The 14,395-nt window shown below is 63.1% G+C and carries 13 protein-coding genes; 11 read left to right on the forward strand and 2 right to left on the reverse strand.

Translation table 11 applies throughout. The features are described from left to right. Positions 1-236: 236 nt before the first annotated feature. The 4 genes from CHU95_RS13950 to CHU95_RS22735 all read left to right on the forward strand — a co-directional run bounded on the left by CHU95_RS13950 (position 237) and on the right by CHU95_RS22735 (position 2,867). Positions 237-1,208 (forward strand): lysylphosphatidylglycerol synthase domain-containing protein, encoded by a 972-nt coding sequence (locus CHU95_RS13950; RefSeq protein WP_165772174.1) that lies wholly within the window; start codon positions 237-239, stop codon positions 1,206-1,208. 105 nt (positions 1,209-1,313) lie between these two features. After that, positions 1,314-1,703: an NADH:ubiquinone oxidoreductase subunit NDUFA12 gene (locus CHU95_RS13955; RefSeq protein ID WP_094456943.1), complete on the forward strand. Its 390-nt coding sequence runs from the start codon at positions 1,314-1,316 to the stop codon at positions 1,701-1,703. Positions 1,704-1,811: 108 nt separating this feature from the next. Then, positions 1,812-2,288 (forward strand): outer membrane lipid asymmetry maintenance protein MlaD, encoded by a 477-nt coding sequence (gene mlaD / locus CHU95_RS13960; protein WP_094456944.1) that lies wholly within the window; start codon positions 1,812-1,814, stop codon positions 2,286-2,288. Positions 2,289-2,360: 72 nt separating this feature from the next. Further along, positions 2,361-2,867, forward strand: a complete 507-nt coding sequence (locus tag CHU95_RS22735; protein ID WP_207762501.1) for a DUF2155 domain-containing protein — start codon at positions 2,361-2,363, stop codon at positions 2,865-2,867. Here CHU95_RS22735 and aat read toward each other — a convergent pair. Next, positions 2,801-3,454, reverse strand: a complete 654-nt coding sequence (aat, locus tag CHU95_RS13970) for a leucyl/phenylalanyl-tRNA--protein transferase (RefSeq protein WP_094457245.1) — start codon at positions 3,452-3,454, stop codon at positions 2,801-2,803. The genes CHU95_RS22735 and aat overlap by 67 nt on opposite strands. Before the next feature lie 329 nt (positions 3,455-3,783). Here aat and CHU95_RS22930 point away from each other — a divergent pair, with 329 nt between their 5' ends. From CHU95_RS22930 to CHU95_RS14000, 6 genes are all read left to right on the forward strand, one after another. Further along, positions 3,784-5,934 carry a methyl-accepting chemotaxis protein gene (locus CHU95_RS22930; protein ID WP_165772175.1) on the forward strand — a complete coding sequence of 717 codons (2,151 nt, stop codon included), beginning with the start codon at positions 3,784-3,786 and terminating at the stop codon, positions 5,932-5,934. 162 nt (positions 5,935-6,096) lie between these two features. Next, a complete protein-coding gene (locus CHU95_RS13980) occupies positions 6,097-7,341 on the forward strand; it encodes a Bcr/CflA family multidrug efflux MFS transporter (RefSeq protein ID WP_094456946.1) in 1,245 nt (414 codons plus the stop codon). A gap of 64 nt (positions 7,342-7,405) precedes the next feature. Continuing rightward, positions 7,406-7,699, forward strand: a complete 294-nt coding sequence (locus tag CHU95_RS13985) for a type II toxin-antitoxin system ParD family antitoxin (protein ID WP_094456947.1) — start codon at positions 7,406-7,408, stop codon at positions 7,697-7,699. Positions 7,700-7,705: 6 nt separating this feature from the next. Continuing rightward, a complete protein-coding gene (locus CHU95_RS13990) occupies positions 7,706-8,062 on the forward strand; it encodes a type II toxin-antitoxin system RelE/ParE family toxin (RefSeq protein ID WP_094456948.1) in 357 nt (118 codons plus the stop codon). Then, positions 8,059-10,281 carry a primosomal protein N' gene (locus CHU95_RS13995; RefSeq protein ID WP_094456949.1) on the forward strand — a complete coding sequence of 741 codons (2,223 nt, stop codon included), beginning with the start codon at positions 8,059-8,061 and terminating at the stop codon, positions 10,279-10,281. The genes CHU95_RS13990 and CHU95_RS13995 overlap by 4 nt, the downstream gene beginning before the upstream one ends. 94 nt (positions 10,282-10,375) lie before the next feature. After that, positions 10,376-12,310 (forward strand): alpha/beta hydrolase family protein, encoded by a 1,935-nt coding sequence (locus tag CHU95_RS14000; RefSeq protein ID WP_094456950.1) that lies wholly within the window; start codon positions 10,376-10,378, stop codon positions 12,308-12,310. A 46-nt stretch (positions 12,311-12,356) separates the two neighbouring features. Here the strand turns inward: CHU95_RS14000 and CHU95_RS14005 are convergent, their stop codons facing one another. After that, complete coding sequence (locus CHU95_RS14005; protein ID WP_165772176.1) at positions 12,357-13,499, reverse strand: divergent polysaccharide deacetylase family protein; 1,143 nt, start codon at positions 13,497-13,499, stop codon at positions 12,357-12,359. A gap of 286 nt (positions 13,500-13,785) precedes the next feature. On the opposite strand from CHU95_RS14005, the gene CHU95_RS14010 reads away from it, so the two are divergent. Beyond that, the gene (locus tag CHU95_RS14010) at positions 13,786-14,388 is read left to right on the forward strand and encodes an anthranilate synthase component II (protein WP_094456952.1); all 603 of its coding nucleotides are present in this window, start codon (positions 13,786-13,788) and stop codon (positions 14,386-14,388) included. The last annotated feature ends 7 nt before the right edge of the window (positions 14,389-14,395 follow it).

Genomic DNA, 14,395 nt, shown 5'->3' on the forward strand with positions numbered 1-14,395 from the left:
CGGGCCTGGACCAACTGTGTGAGTCGTCTTAATCTCTACAGTCTCTTCGGCGCAGAAGGTCAGGTGCATCGCCGCAGGGCATATTCACACCGGACAGGGGGTTTCATTCCGTCCGCAACGGTGGCAGGGTGCCCCCGCCGAATGTGGCCGGTATCATCGTACAAGTCGTGCCCTGAATGTCCCTGACGCCCGATCCCGAGTCTCCGCCGAGCCCCGCTGCGATGCCCGCCGAAGGCATGAGCAGGCGTCAAAAGACGTTGTTGGGCATCGGGACTATTCTGTTTCTGGGGGTCCTGCTTGCCGTCGCCGTTCAGCACGTGATGGCGGAGGTTAATTTCGGCGACGTACTGGCCTATCTTGAGGCGTTGCCGCTGTCCAAGGTAGTCAAGGCCATTGCCCTGACCGCACTCGCCTTCTGGTTATTGACCCTCTACGACCTGTCGGCGCTGATCTATCTGAAAAAGAAGGTGCCGTACTGCACCACAGCCTTTGCGGCCGGTTGCGGCTACGCGATTTCCAACAATGTCGGTTGGGCAGTGATCAGCGGCGCTGGCGTCCGGCTGCGGGCCTATGGCAAGGCAGGGCTGTCGGCCGGTGACGTGGCCAAGGTCGTGGTTTTCTCCACCACGACCTTCACGCTGGGTCTGACTTTTACTGGTGCGGTCGGTATGATTGTTGGCCCGCACCCGGTTTCGGTCCTGCTGAAAATCCCGGAAGTCGCGGTTCAGGCAGCCGGCGCCCTGATGCTTCTGGGCCTTCTGGCCATCTGTGTGATCACTGCGGTGACACACAAGCCTGTGAAGATCTGGCGCTGGTCCATTCAACTGCCCAGTTGGGGTGGGGTCGTCTCCCAGATCACCATTTCATCGGCGGAGCTGGTGGTCACCGCAGGCATCCTCTGGATGCTGCTGCCGGTGAATGTGGATGTGCCCTTTGTATCATTCGTGGCGCTGTTCTGCGCGGCCCTGATCGTGGCCATCTTCAGCCATGTGCCGGGCGGCCTGGGTGTGTTTGAAAGCATCATCCTGCTGGGTATGGCCGACCATGACGCCGCCAGTTCCATTCTGGGGGCATTGCTGGCCTACCGGTTCATCTACTATGTCCTACCGCTGGCCATCGCAGGCCTGTCCATCGCGATCTGGGAAATCCGCCACCATACGGGTCGGTTCGGCCGCGCCGCCGACCGGCTGCGAGGCCGGGGGCCGTAACAGGCTCCCGTCAAGCACATCTGGGTGGGCCCTGTTGCAGTGGACAAGGTCACCGCCGCCGGTGCATAGTCGCCGCCGATCTTCGTTCCGCATCACGGAAGTACCATGAGCGACCGTATCTCCCTGGCCACCTGGATGGCCAATATCCAGATCAGGCTGCTTGTCTGGCGCGCCGGCCGTCTGGTCGGCAGCGATGCCGCCGGGAACCGTTACTTCGAAGAGAAGAAGGCGCGTCCCGGCATGAAGGCCCGCCGCTGGGTCCTGTACAAGGGTGAGCCGGAGGCGACCAAGGTACCGCCGGAATGGCATGGCTGGATGCATTACAACATGGCCTCGCCCTTGCCGGCCGATAGTCCGTTTCACAAGCCCTGGCAGAAGCCCTATCTGCCAAACCCAACCGGAACAACCCAGGCTTATCGGCCGCCTGGCCATCTTTTCGCTGGCGGCAAGCGTGATAAGGCGACGGGCGACTACGAGGCCTGGACGCCGAACTGATCATCCCTATCTTCAGGGATGTCGCATGGCGGCGCCGCACAAGCGCCGCCATGATCGTTTAAGGGATGCGGGAGATTTTGCCCGGTCCGGCAGGAGTTGATCTGTCCCATGCGCAAGAACGTGATCGAAACCGTCCTGGGTGCTGTCGTCCTTCTGGTCGCTGGCTTCTTCCTGTTCTTCGCCTACACGACCAGCAGTGTGAAGGCCGTGACGGGATATCCGCTGGAGGCACGGTTCAGCAGCACTGGCGGTCTGGCCGCTGGTGCTGATGTGCGTATTTCCGGCGTCAAGGTGGGCACTGTCACCAGCCAGCACCTGGACAAGCAGACCTTCCAGGCCGTTGTCCGCATGGACATTGACAGCAATGTGCAACTGCCACGCGACACGACGGCCAGCATCGCCAGCGAAAGCCTGTTGGGTGGACGCTACCTGCAGCTGGACCCAGGTGGCGAGGAAGATAAACTGAAGGCTGGTGACACAATCGAATATACGCAGTCCGCTGTGAACCTGGAGGAACTGCTGGGCCGCTTCATTTTCAGTTCTGCCGGTGGCGACAAGAAATCTGACACCCCTTCCACGCCTTGACGTGAGGGCCATGATGCTGTCGCATTTCTCTGGCCAATCTGCCTGACTTTTCCTGCTGCCACTGGTTCGTTTATGCTCACCCGCCTTGCATTCATCGGCCTCGCCTTGGCACTGTTCCTGCCGGCCACTGCCCAGGAGGTGCCACCGGCAGACCCGGCCGCCTCTCCGCCTTCAGCCCCGGCACTCGAGGCGCCGCTGGGTGCCGTGCAGCGTCCGGCCCCGCCGCCGCCCCCCGCTCGTAAATTCGATCCGATGCCAGTGGCATTGTTGCAGGGGCTGGACAAGGTAACCGCCCGGACCAGCACTTTTGAAGCACCGGTGGGCGAACCTGTGTCGTTCGGTCAATTAACCCTTCTGGTGAAGGCTTGTCAGAAAGCCTCCCCCATTGATCCGCCTGAATCCGCTGCATTTCTCGATGCGCAGGAGAAACAGGCTGACGGGACCGTGGTTGCTGTGTTCCAGGGCTGGATGTTTGCCTCCAGCCCTGCCCTATCCGCCATGGAACACCCGGTCTATGATGTCTGGGTCAAGGACTGCAGGAAGTCAGACAGCAAAACACGTTCATCTTCAAAGCCGTAAAAGTCGGCCTGGGCGTTGACGGCCTTGGACAGCAGCGCGCGGTAGCGGTGTCGCGGTATCTCGGTGGCCCCGAACTGTGACAGATGTTCCGTCAGGAACTGTGTATCCAGCAGCATATAGCCGCCGGCGCGCAGCCGCGCCACGAGATGGACCAAAGCGATCTTGCTGGCATCGGTCGCACGAGAGAACATGCTTTCCCCGAAAAAAGCGGCCCCCAGCGATACACCGTAAAGCCCGCCCACCATCTGCCCGTCCTGCCAGCATTCGACCGAATGGGCCTTACCCATGGCGTGCAACTGGCAATAGGTCTCCATGATGTCGGTGTTGATCCAAGTCTGTGGGCGATCGGGGGCCGGCTCGGCGCAATGGGTCATGGTGGCACGGAAATCGCTGTCGACCCGGATGTCGAAAGGGAAATGGCGCAAGGTTTTGCGCAGTCGTCGCGGCACATGGAACCCATCCAGCGGAAGTACCCCCCGAAAAGGTGGATCAAACCACAGCAGATCGTGGGCATCGGCGCTTTCCGCCATGGGGAAAACCCCACTGCCATAGGCACGGATCAAAAGTTCGGGCGTCAGTATACCCATCATTCCCTGGCGCGTGGTGGCAAGGGTCACACACAACCATAGCAAGCTGAGCGCCAGCTTACAAATCTTCCCCGCGATGATTGAACGCCTGTCGCCGCTTTTGCATGAGCGCCATGCACAGGACGGTAACTCACGCCCGCTTTGCCTTTGTGGAGGGACGGAGCGTTCCGTCATGGAAACTTCATCAAAGCGCCGCCGGAGCTTTACCAATTCGTCCCTATCTGGTGGTCAAAGCCCCCGCGTGGCTGGCCTTATCCGTCGCCCGCAGGGTGTCGAAGAAACAGATTTTGCTGGGATTTTAGCAAAACTCCATCAATGGGATGCGCGGCATGAGCGATCTGACCTTGTCCAGTGAGGAAACCGCTGGTTCGCATAAAAAATCGCTACTGTCGGCGGTGGGGCCTTTCCATTCAGTCTGGCTGAGCCGTCTTTCATCAGGGGTTGGGCGGGTGATGGCCCGCCTGCCAACCGGATTGCTGGCGGGTGATCGTGGCGAAGAGGGCGGTTGGCTGGCCCGCCTGTCTATTTCGACCCGTATCGGGTTTCTGGTGGGGGCGGCCCTGCTGACGGTTTTGCTGACTGCGGGTGTTTTCCTGCTGGGGGATACAAAGCGCGAAAGTGCCACCAGTCGGATGACGGGGCTCTCGTCCCTGGCAGAATCAACCGCCGATCTGAACAGGGGCATGACGGCGTTACAATTGCACCTCACGCGTTTCCTTAAGGAACGGGACCCGGCGGCTGGGGAGGCCTTCAGATCCACACTCACGGAAGTGGAGAAGGCGGCAGCCGCAGTGGCCGCCCATCCGTCTGTGGCTGAGGAGACGGAAACGGTGTCCGCCCTCGCGGAGAAGCTATCGCGCCTGACCGCTGCCTTCGACAGTGTCGACAAGGCAACGCGTGACGTGGGGTTCACGGATGAGGATGGGCTTCGCGGGCAGATGATGCGCTCTGTGGCCGCGACAGAGCAGGAACTGAAGAAATGGCCCGCCAGCATGGGGGCGCAGCTCTTCATTGGCATGGCCGAAATGCGCAATGCCGAGAAATCCTTCCTGATGACCGGTGATGACAAATATGTCGGTCAGCATCGCAAGGCCTTCAATGAGTTTTCCTTCTTCATCCCGGAAAGCCAACTTGACCCACAGACCAAGGAGGCCTTGGATACCCTGTCACGCCAGTACCGGCAGGACATGGTTGCCCTGGCCTCTGCCGTCACGGCCCAGGGCCAGGCGGTCAAGGAATTCAATGCGGCCTTCAGCGAAACCACACCATTGCTTGGCCGGCTGTTCACCTACACCAAGGTTGGCTTGACCGAAGCCAAGGCGGCTGAAAGCGGAATCCGTATCCAGACACAGCGCCTGACCCTGATTATCGGGGGCGTTTTGGTGGCCTTGTTCTGCGGACTGTCGCTGCTGCTCGTCCGGTCTATCACGGCACCGCTGGCCCAGATCGAAGGGGCGATGGAGGGGCTGGCGCGCGGTGAACGGCTCACCTTCATTCCCGGTACGGGCCGTCGGGACGAGATCGGTGATATGGCGCGTGCCATTGACGTCTTTCGGGTCAATGCCGAGGAGATGGACCGGCTGAAAGTCGAGGAACAGGAACGTGAGCGCGCGCATAAGCAGGAGATGTCGGACCGGTTAGGTGGTTTGGCCCAGGCGTTGGAACAAGAAATGACCCGCCGGGTGGAAGCCGTCCTGACGGAGGCGGCCGGCATCGCGGCCATGGCGGAACGGATGACAGGTGCGGCCACCCGTACCGGGGAACAGTCAGATGGTGTGGCGGGTGCCGCCAATGATGCCACTGGCAATGTACAAGCGGTGGCGGCGGCAACCGAGCAACTGGCCACCTCCTCGCGGGAGATTGGACGTCAAGTCACTGCTGTGGCGGATATGGTGCATGAGGCCGTCCAACGCGGGGCGCAGACCCGCGCCATGGTGAGCCAGTTGGCCGATGCGGCACAGAATATCGGCCGTGCGGCGCAGTTGATCGGCGACATCTCAGGCCAGACCAACCTCCTGGCGTTGAACGCAACCATAGAGGCGGCGCGAGCCGGGGAGGCAGGGCGTGGCTTTGCCGTGGTCGCGGCAGAGGTGAAGAATTTATCGAACCAGACGGGTACTGCCACCGAAGAAATCACCTCCCAGATCAGCGCAGTGCAGCGCGCCACTGATCGTGTCATCGCCGATATCCACCAACTCCATGATGTCATTGCCCGGATCGATGAAATCGCCGGTTCGATCAGCGCGGCAGTTACACAGCAGGGCAGCGCCACGGAAAGTATCAGCGCGAGTGCGGCCGGTGCAGCCGATGGCACGATGGAGGTTTCCGACCGCATCCGGTCGGTTGCTGCCGATGCCAGTGAAACCCGGACCCTGTCCCAGGACTTGGGTCAGCGCGCGACACAGGTGACGGCCGAAATGCGGGCACTGCGCGAACGGTTGGCCGTCATCCTGGCCGAAAGCCAGCGTCAGGTGGCGTAACGCCGCTAAGGACGCTGGTTCAGCGCTGGAAACGGGCTGGGGACATTGCCATGCGGCAGGTGGGCCTCTGCCATCGGGACAGGTTGGGTGCGCTGCGGAAAGGCTGGTGCTTTAATCATTTCAGTGCCTGGTCAGTACCGGGTTCTGTGCAAGGCATCCAACATGCGCAGTGTTGATATCGGGAACAATCCCACCGAACAGACGGCGGGCGGTCAGGCCGTTGCCATTCCAGGTGGTTTGCCGCCGGGCACCAGCTTTACCTGGTTCGTTGTGGTCATGGGTTTCCTGACCATGTTCGGTCCGATGGCCATTGACATGTATCTGCCGGCCTTGCCCGCCATCGGCGCTGATCTGAACGCCGATCAGGCGGCGGTGCAGATGACCCTGTCGATTTTCCTGATCGGTTATGGTGCGGGACAGTTGTTGTGGGGACCCCTGGGCGACCGTTATGGCCGCAAGGGTCCGGCGGCTCTTGGTGTGGCTCTGTTCATCCTGGCCAGTGCCGGCTGTGCGCTGGCGCCTGACATCTGGTCGCTGACCGCCTGGCGGTTTCTGCATGGTGTCGGGGCCTGCGCGGCACCGGTCATCGCCCGCGCCATGGTGCGCGACAGTTTCGACCGTGACCGGGGTGCCTCCGTCATGTCGCTGATGATGCTTGTCATGGGGGTTGCCCCCATGCTGGCGCCCTTGGCAGGCGGCCAGGTCCTGGACCAGGCGGGCTGGCGCGGCATCTTCTGGTGCTTGGCCGGCTTCGGTCTGCTGGCGGGGCTGGGCTTGCTGACAGTCAAGGAAACAGCGCGGCCTATGGGCAGCCGATCGGGTGGTCTGCTGTCCAACTATGCCCTGCTGCTTCTGGATCGGCGCTTCATGGGTTATGCATTGTCCTCGGGCTTTGTCTTTGCTGGCATGTTCGCCTACATCTCCGGCACGCCCTTCGTTTACATTGAACATTTTGGTGTGGCGCCGGAACATTTCGGTTTCCTGTTCGGCGTCAATGTCGTGGCCCTGATGATCGCCAACATCGTGAACAGTCGACTGGTTCTGCGGCATGGTGTGGATCGTATGATGGGCTGGGGCATTCTGGCCACCGCCGGTATCGGCGCTGTGCTGATCGTTACGGGTGGTTTTGGCATTGGCGGTGTCTATGGTGTGGCCATTCCGCTGTTCTTCTATCTGGGCGCCCTGGGCTTGGTCGGGGCCAATGGCATGGCAGGATCGCTGGCCGCCTTTCCGCATATGGCGGGCACGGCCTCTTCGCTGTCGGGTGCCTTGCAGTTGACCATCGGCGCGCTGGCCGGTGGCATTGTGGGGGCGCTGTCCACGGGTGGGTCACCCCTGCCCATGTGCGCCGTGCTGTGCGGCTGCGCCCTGGCCGGGCTAGCGTCTGACCGGCTGCTGAAGCGGTAAGACCGGTTCCATTGGCATGATCTGCCAATTGTGGGAGAATGGGGGACCTGAATGGAGGTTCCCCATGCCCACGCGCAATGTCGTCCTGACCGACCATCACGAAAAGGTGATCGAGGAACTGGTGCGTTCTGGCCGCTACCAGAATGCCAGCGAGGTGTTGCGCGAAGGCATCCGCCTGATCGAGAAGCGCGAGGCGGCGGAGAAGGCCAAGCTGGAGGCGTTGCGGGCGGCGGTGACCCTGGGTGCCACCCAGATCGACAATGGCGAGTATCTGGAGTTTGACGAGCAGGGCCTGTCCGATTTCTTTGACAGCATTGAAGCAGAGATTGACCGGCCCGTGACTGCGCCGGTGCGGTGAAAGCCGATGGCGCGATACCGTCTTGCACCCGCTGCCCGTTCCGACGTGGCGGAAATCCTGGTCCATAGCCACCAGATGTTTGGCCCTCTGGCCCGACGCCGCTATCGCGGCCTCATGGAAACGGCTTTCCGGTTGGTGGCGGAGCAGCCCCGAAGGTCGGGTGCCGCTGTGCGCCCTGATCTTGGAGAGGGGCTTCTGCAGTTCCATCTGCGCCATTGCCCGGACGCAGCACTTCGCGACGGACGGGTTCAGCGTCCCTGCCATGCCCTCTACTATCGTGTTGTGGAACCGGGGCTGGTCGATATTTTGCGCGTCCTGCATGATCGCATGGACCCGCGCCGCCACGTGGATAATGACAATTGACCGGCGATCTGCTTTCCGGCGTGACGGCGCCTTCGGCGCGCGTGCGGGTACAACTGCCCTTGCCGCTGCCCGAACCCTATGATTACCGCGTGCCCGGTGACATGGCGCTGGTCCCCGGTTCCTATGTGGAGGTGCCGTTAGGCCCGCGCCGGCTGTTCGGCGTGGTCTGGGCCGATGGTGACGGGCAGGGGGAGCGGGTGGAGGAACGCAAACTGCGTCCCGTCATCCGCGCCATTGACCTGCCCCCGATGCCCGACATTACCCGGCGTTTCGTGGAATGGGTCGCAGCCTATACCATGTCGCCCGTGGGGGCCGTTCTGCGCATGGCCGTGTCGGTATCAGCAGCGCTGGAGGACCCGCGTGCGCTGACCGCCTATATGCGCAGCGATGCGGCGGTGCCCGACGATCTGCGCCTGACCCCGGCGCGCAAGCGTATCTTGGAAATCCTGTCCGATGGCCCGCCGCGCCTGGCCGCCGACATCGCGGCAGAGGCGGGGTGCGGCACGGGTGTGGTGCGTGGGCTGGCCGACGCTGGCGTGCTGACCACGGTCCCCATGCTGGCCCTGCCGCGCTTTCCCCAGCCAGACCCGGAGGCCAATCCCAAAACCCTGTCGGGCGCGCAGCGTCTGGCCGCCGATGATCTGGCGGCCAAGGTTTCGGCGGGCGGCTATTCGGCCACGCTGCTGGACGGGGTGACCGGGTCGGGCAAGACCGAGGTCTATTTCGAGGCGGTGGCGGCGGCCCTTCGCGCCGGCAAACAGGCGCTGGTCCTGCTGCCCGAAATTGCCCTGTCGGCACAATGGCTGGACCGGTTTGCGCAGCGGTTCGGGGTGCGGCCCGCTGAATGGCATTCGGAAATGGCCCCGCCGCTGCGCCGCCATACCTGGCGGGCGGTGGCCAAGGGGGAGGCGCGGGTCGTGGTGGGCGCACGCTCGGCCCTGTTCCTGCCCTATCCCGATCTGGGCCTGATCGTGGTGGATGAGGAGCATGAAGCCGCCTTCAAGCAGGAAGACGGGGTCATCTACCATGCGCGCGACATGGCGGTGGCACGCGCCCATCTGGGCCGGTTCCCCATCGTCCTGGCCTCTGCCACCCCGTCGCTGGAAACGCTGGTGAATGCGGAGAATGGTCGCTACAGCCGCATCGACCTTCCATCGCGCCATGGCGGGGCCAGCATGCCCGACGTCACCCTGATTGACATGCGGCGCAAGGAACAGGCGCCGCCCGCAAGGGCTTGGCTGTCGCCCGTGCTGCGTGAGGCACTGGCCCAGACCATGCTGGCCGGTGAACAGGGGATGCTGTTCTTGAACCGGCGCGGCTATGCGCCTTTGACGCTGTGCCGCAGTTGCGGCCACCGGCTGCAATGCCCGAACTGCACCGCTTGGCTGGTCGAACACCGGTTGACCAAGCGGCTGCAATGCCATCATTGCGGCTATCAGGCGAAAAGCCCCGATGCCTGTCCCGAGTGCGAGGCCGAGGGTAGTTTTGTTGCCTGCGGCCCTGGTGTGGAGCGGGTGGCCGAGGAGGTGGCGACCCTGTTCCCGGATGCCCGCATCGCGATGATGACATCCGACACCCTGTCCGGACCGCAGGCACTGCGCACCGTGATCGAACAGGTGAAGGATGGAGCGGTCGACCTGCTGATCGGTACGCAGGTCATGGCCAAGGGCCACCATTTCCCCATGCTGACGCTGGTCGGCGTGGTTGATGCCGATCTTGGGCTGGCCGGCGGTGATCCGCGCGCGTCGGAACGCACCTTCCAACTGCTGCATCAGGTGGCGGGCCGGGCAGGGCGGGAGGAGAGGCCGGGCCGCGTTATGCTGCAAACCTATATGCCGGAAAACCCCGTTATGCAGGCGTTGGCCAGCCATGACCGCGACAGTTTCCTGGCGGTGGAGGCCGATCAGCGCCGGCAACTGGAAATGCCGCCCTTTGGCCGCATGGCGGCGCTGATCGTGTCGGGAGAGGATGAGGGGCTGGTGGATGCTGCGGCTGCCGCCCTGGGCCGGGCCGCACCGCGCGACCGGGAGGACCTGACGATTCTGGGTCCAGCGCCCGCGCCGCTGGCCGTGCTGCGTGGTCGATACCGCCGCCGGTTGCTGATCAAGGGGCCGAAATCGGTCTCATTGCAACCAATCCTCTATGACTGGCTGGCGCGGGTCGAGGTGCCTGCATCCATACGTGTGCAAGTTGATATTGACCCCTACAGTTTCCTCTAGGGCGTGTGCAGGGCCCTTTACCGTGCCTGTACGAATATTCTACGCTCCTTCCTGTCAAAGGCGTTGGGGAACGTCATAGAAACGGGGAGTGGGAATGCGTGCATTGTGGGGTGTGGCCCGGATTGCCGTGATATTGTTTGGGGGTCTGTGGGCAAGTGCTGCGCTGGCCGAACCTGCACCCGAAATCCCGGTCGAATACTTCGCGCATCAGCCTGTGATGGCCGATGTTGATCTGTCGCCCGATGGCAGCCATGTCGCCTTCCTGGCCCCCGTCAGTGGCCGTCAGCATCTGGTGGTGCGCAAACTGCCCCTGACCCAGGCAGAGAAGCCCGCCGTCATCGGCCCGTCGGATGCAGAGATCATCGGCTTCGACTGGATCAGCAATGAACGCCTGCTGGTCCGCATCCTGACGACCGAGAAGATGAATACCAGCGACGGACGCAAGCCCCTGCGCTTTACACGGACCGTGTCCATGTCGCGGGATCTTCAGGAAATGAAGGTGCTGCTGCAGCGCCCGCCGGATAATGGCTACTATCTCCAGCATACACCGATCCTGCAATTCATTGATGATGAATATGTGCTGGCCGCCTTTCCCACCGACGATGGCCCCTGGCCGGGCGTCGTGAAGTTGAACGTGGTCACGGGTGCCTTTACCCGCGTGCGCCGTCCGGTCCGCAACGTCATGGAATACATCCCCGACCCCACGGGCGAAATCCGCATCGCGGAAACCTATGACGACCGCAAGCTGGAAAGCCGATACCTGCGTCGCGTGGCGGGTGGCGATTTTGAACTGATGATGAAGAACAAGGTGCTGGAGGATGATGGCGGATTCGGCATTCTGGGCTTCGATGCGTCTGGCCAGAACCTGTTTGTGGCTTCCCGGCACGAAGGCGACCGTTCCGCCGTTTACAAATATGATCTGGCCAATGACCAGATGGGCGAAAAGGTCGCCAGCGACCCGCGCTTTGATGTGGAAACACCGATCATACAGCGCGGGGCCGTTGTGGCCATCGCCTGGGTGGATGACCTGCCACGTCGGCAATGGCTTGACCCTGCCATTCAGAAGCTGCAGGACGCGCTGGACAAGGCACTGCCCGACAGCCGGGAGATCGTGATCGACACGGCGGCAGACGGCAATCTGATCCTGGTCGCCAGCTTCGCCCTGGACGCGCCGACGACTTACCGGATGTTCGATCGGCGGACCAAGGAGTTCTCGCTGTTCGGCGACACCTATCCCGGCATCGCGCAGGAGAATGTCAGCAAGCGCCAGCCCGTGACCTATAAGGCCACGGACGGCACCGAGATCCCCGGTTACCTGATCCTACCCGTCGGCGTGGAGGGTAAGAACCTGCCCTTCATCATCATGCCCCATGGCGGCCCCTTCGCGCGCGATACCGGCACCTTCGATGTGATGGCGCAGTTCCTGGCCAACCGTGGCTATGGCGTGCTTCAACCTAATTTCCGCGGTTCCACCGGCTATGGCGCCGCCTTCAACGAGGCGGGGGAGCGGCAGTGGGGCGGGTTGATGCAGGATGACGTAACGGATGCCGCCAAATGGGCCATCGCCCAGGGCTATGCCGACCCCAACCGTATGTGCATCCTGGGTTGGTCTTATGGTGGCTATGCCGCCCTGATGGCGGCGGTGAAGACGCCTGACCTGTTTAAATGCGCCGTGGCGACCGCACCGGTGGCCAATCTGGAGCGGCTTTATGATGAGGTGAAGTCGTCAGGCTTCGGTAACATCACGCGCGGCCTCTATTTCGGTGACAATCCCGATGCGCTGAAACCCATTTCGCCTTATCACCAGGCCGACAAGATCAAGGTGCCGGTCCTGCTGGTGCATGGCGACCTGGACTATCAGGCCTCCGTCGCCCACAGCCGCGACATGCGCCGCGCCCTGGAACGGGCCGGCAAGCCCGTCGAGTATGTGGAGATCAAGGGCATGGACCACGCCCCCATCGTCACCGCCCAGATGAAGACTGTGCTGGAGGCGTGGGAGAAGTTCTTGAAGACGCATCTGGGGAAGTGAGCCCACCAAACAGGAAAACGCCCCGGTCGCATGGCCGGGGCGTTTTTCATTTCACCGCCGCCGTCAGCGGCACAAGCTGGAACCCCTTTTCCTGTAGGGTCGGGAGCCACTGGGTCAGGGCGGCGATGGTGACATCGTGGGGGTGGCCGATGGCGATGGCGAGGCCGTTTTTGCGGGCGATATCCTCCACCTTGGCCAGTGATGCCGCGACACCCTGTGCTGTCATCACATGGTCCAAGAACACATCGCGCGACAGCATGGGCACCTGATAATGCGCCGACAGAGGGCCGGCGGCGGTATTGGCCGTCGTGCGGCTGTCCAGGAACAGCAGGCCGCGTGCCCCCAGTTCGGCCATCACCACGGCCATGCCGGTAGGATCGGCGGTGAAGCGGCTGCCCATATGGTTGTTAATGCCGACAAAACCCTGGAAAGCAGAAAGATTGGTGGCCAGTCGCTGGCGCAAGGTGGCCTCGTCCAGCCGGGTCAGCAGGGCACCGGGGCCGGGGTCTTCCTTGCCCGTTGGTTCCATGGGCATATGCACGATCAGTTCATGCCCATTGGCGCGGGCCTTTCCCGTCTGTTGCGGCAGGTCGCGGGCATAAGGTAGCCAGGCCAGGGTCAGGGGGCCGGGCAGGGACGCCACCTTTTCCGACCGGGTCCTGTCCACACCCATATCATCGATGACGATCACGATGCGCGGATGGCCGTTGGGGGCCGGGGCCGCCACCGCGAAATGTTTCCAGACGGGTGTGCCGGCGGGGGCAGCGACCAGCGGCGGCAGGGGCCGTGGCGGGGCAGCGGGCAGGGCCGCCACCTGTGTCGGCGGGGCGGCAGGTTTTGCGGTGTCCGCGGTTACCGGTGGCTGTGCCGGGAAAGTGGCTTGTGCGTCGGGCACGGGCGGGGCGGCGCCGGGGCGGGCGGGCAGGTCGGCGGTTTCCGCTGCTTCCTCATCGCCGGCATCTTCTGGTTGGTCCGCACCGCTGGCGTCCGCTTCCTCCTCCATTGGGGTCAGAGCCGGGCCGGCGGCAACAGGGTGATACCGTTCCTCGCCCAACAGGGCGGTCATGCCGCCCGCCACTAGCACCAGCGTGGTCAGTGCCAGCGCGATGCGCCCGCCCGCCCCTATACGGGCCAGCCAGAGCATAGCCAGACGCCGGGCGTGGACCAACCGGTCGCGACCCCGTTTCACGGCTCCCGCCCCTGTTCGCACGCGGGGACGCGGCGCACCCTGGCTGCCGCCAGTACGGGGGCGTTTGCTGTTTCCGGCGGGTCGGGGCTTTGAGGGCGGCATAGAGCGGGCGACCTTGGCAACGGGAACTGGAACAGTTTACTGCTACAATCATAGGACTTCGCGCAATGCCCCTGCCGCAATGCCGCCCGCCGCAGGGGACAGGGCTGCATGGGCTGGAAATCATCGCGGGCAGTCTGTAGGCTTCGCGGTCCAAGGCCCTGGGGGCCGATAGCGGAATAGAGCCATGCTGCTGTTCATCGACAATTACGACAGTTTCACCTGGAACCTGGTGCATTATCTGGGCGAATTGGGCGCTGACATGGCCGTTTGGCGTAACGATGCGCTGCGTGTGGACGAGGCTTTGGCGCTTAACCCGGAAGCCATCGTGCTGTCGCCCGGCCCCTGCGACCCGGACAAGGCCGGCATCTGCCTGCCTTTGATCCATGCGGCGGCGGAACACAAAATCCCGCTGATGGGTGTGTGCCTGGGCCATCAGGCCATCGGCCAGGCCTTTGGCGGCAAGGTCATTCGCGCGCCGGAACCCATGCATGGCAAACTGTCGGATGTGTTCCATGACGGGCGTGGCCTGATGGCCGATCTGCCCAGCCCGTTCAAGGCCACGCGTTACCATTCCCTGATTGTGGAGAAGGAAACGCTGCCGGCTTGCCTGGAAGCGACATCCTGGCTGCCCGATGGGATGATCATGTCGCTGTCGCACAAGACCCTGCCCATCCATGGCGTGCAGTTCCACCCGGAAAGCATCGCGTCCGAACATGGGCACAAGATTTTCGACAATTTCCTGAAACTGGCCGGCGTGACCCGCGGTCCGCAGCTTCGCGTGGCGTGAGGGGCCG

Origin of the sequence: Niveispirillum lacus (genome assembly GCF_002251795.1) — a bacterium.
GTDB lineage: Bacteria > Pseudomonadota > Alphaproteobacteria > Azospirillales > Azospirillaceae > Niveispirillum > Niveispirillum lacus.

What these genes read in the sequence shown, in the direction of transcription:
- CHU95_RS14000 (WP_094456950.1), top strand. Translation starts at nt 10,376, where the DNA reads ATGCGTGCATTGTGGGGTGTGGCCCGGATTGCCGTGATATTGTTTGGG.
- CHU95_RS13950 (WP_165772174.1), top strand. Translation starts at nt 237, where the DNA reads ATGAGCAGGCGTCAAAAGACGTTGTTGGGCATCGGGACTATTCTGTTT.
- mlaD (WP_094456944.1), top strand. Translation starts at nt 1,812, where the DNA reads ATGCGCAAGAACGTGATCGAAACCGTCCTGGGTGCTGTCGTCCTTCTG.
- CHU95_RS14010 (WP_094456952.1), top strand. Translation starts at nt 13,786, where the DNA reads ATGCTGCTGTTCATCGACAATTACGACAGTTTCACCTGGAACCTGGTG.
- CHU95_RS13990 (WP_094456948.1), top strand. Translation starts at nt 7,706, where the DNA reads ATGGCGCGATACCGTCTTGCACCCGCTGCCCGTTCCGACGTGGCGGAA.
- CHU95_RS13980 (WP_094456946.1), top strand. Translation starts at nt 6,097, where the DNA reads ATGCGCAGTGTTGATATCGGGAACAATCCCACCGAACAGACGGCGGGC.
- CHU95_RS13955 (WP_094456943.1), top strand. Translation starts at nt 1,314, where the DNA reads ATGAGCGACCGTATCTCCCTGGCCACCTGGATGGCCAATATCCAGATC.
- CHU95_RS13985 (WP_094456947.1), top strand. Translation starts at nt 7,406, where the DNA reads ATGCCCACGCGCAATGTCGTCCTGACCGACCATCACGAAAAGGTGATC.
- CHU95_RS22930 (WP_165772175.1), top strand. Translation starts at nt 3,784, where the DNA reads ATGAGCGATCTGACCTTGTCCAGTGAGGAAACCGCTGGTTCGCATAAA.
- aat (WP_094457245.1), bottom strand. Translation starts at nt 3,454, where the DNA reads ATGGGTATACTGACGCCCGAACTTTTGATCCGTGCCTATGGCAGTGGG.
- CHU95_RS22735 (WP_207762501.1), top strand. Translation starts at nt 2,361, where the DNA reads ATGCTCACCCGCCTTGCATTCATCGGCCTCGCCTTGGCACTGTTCCTG.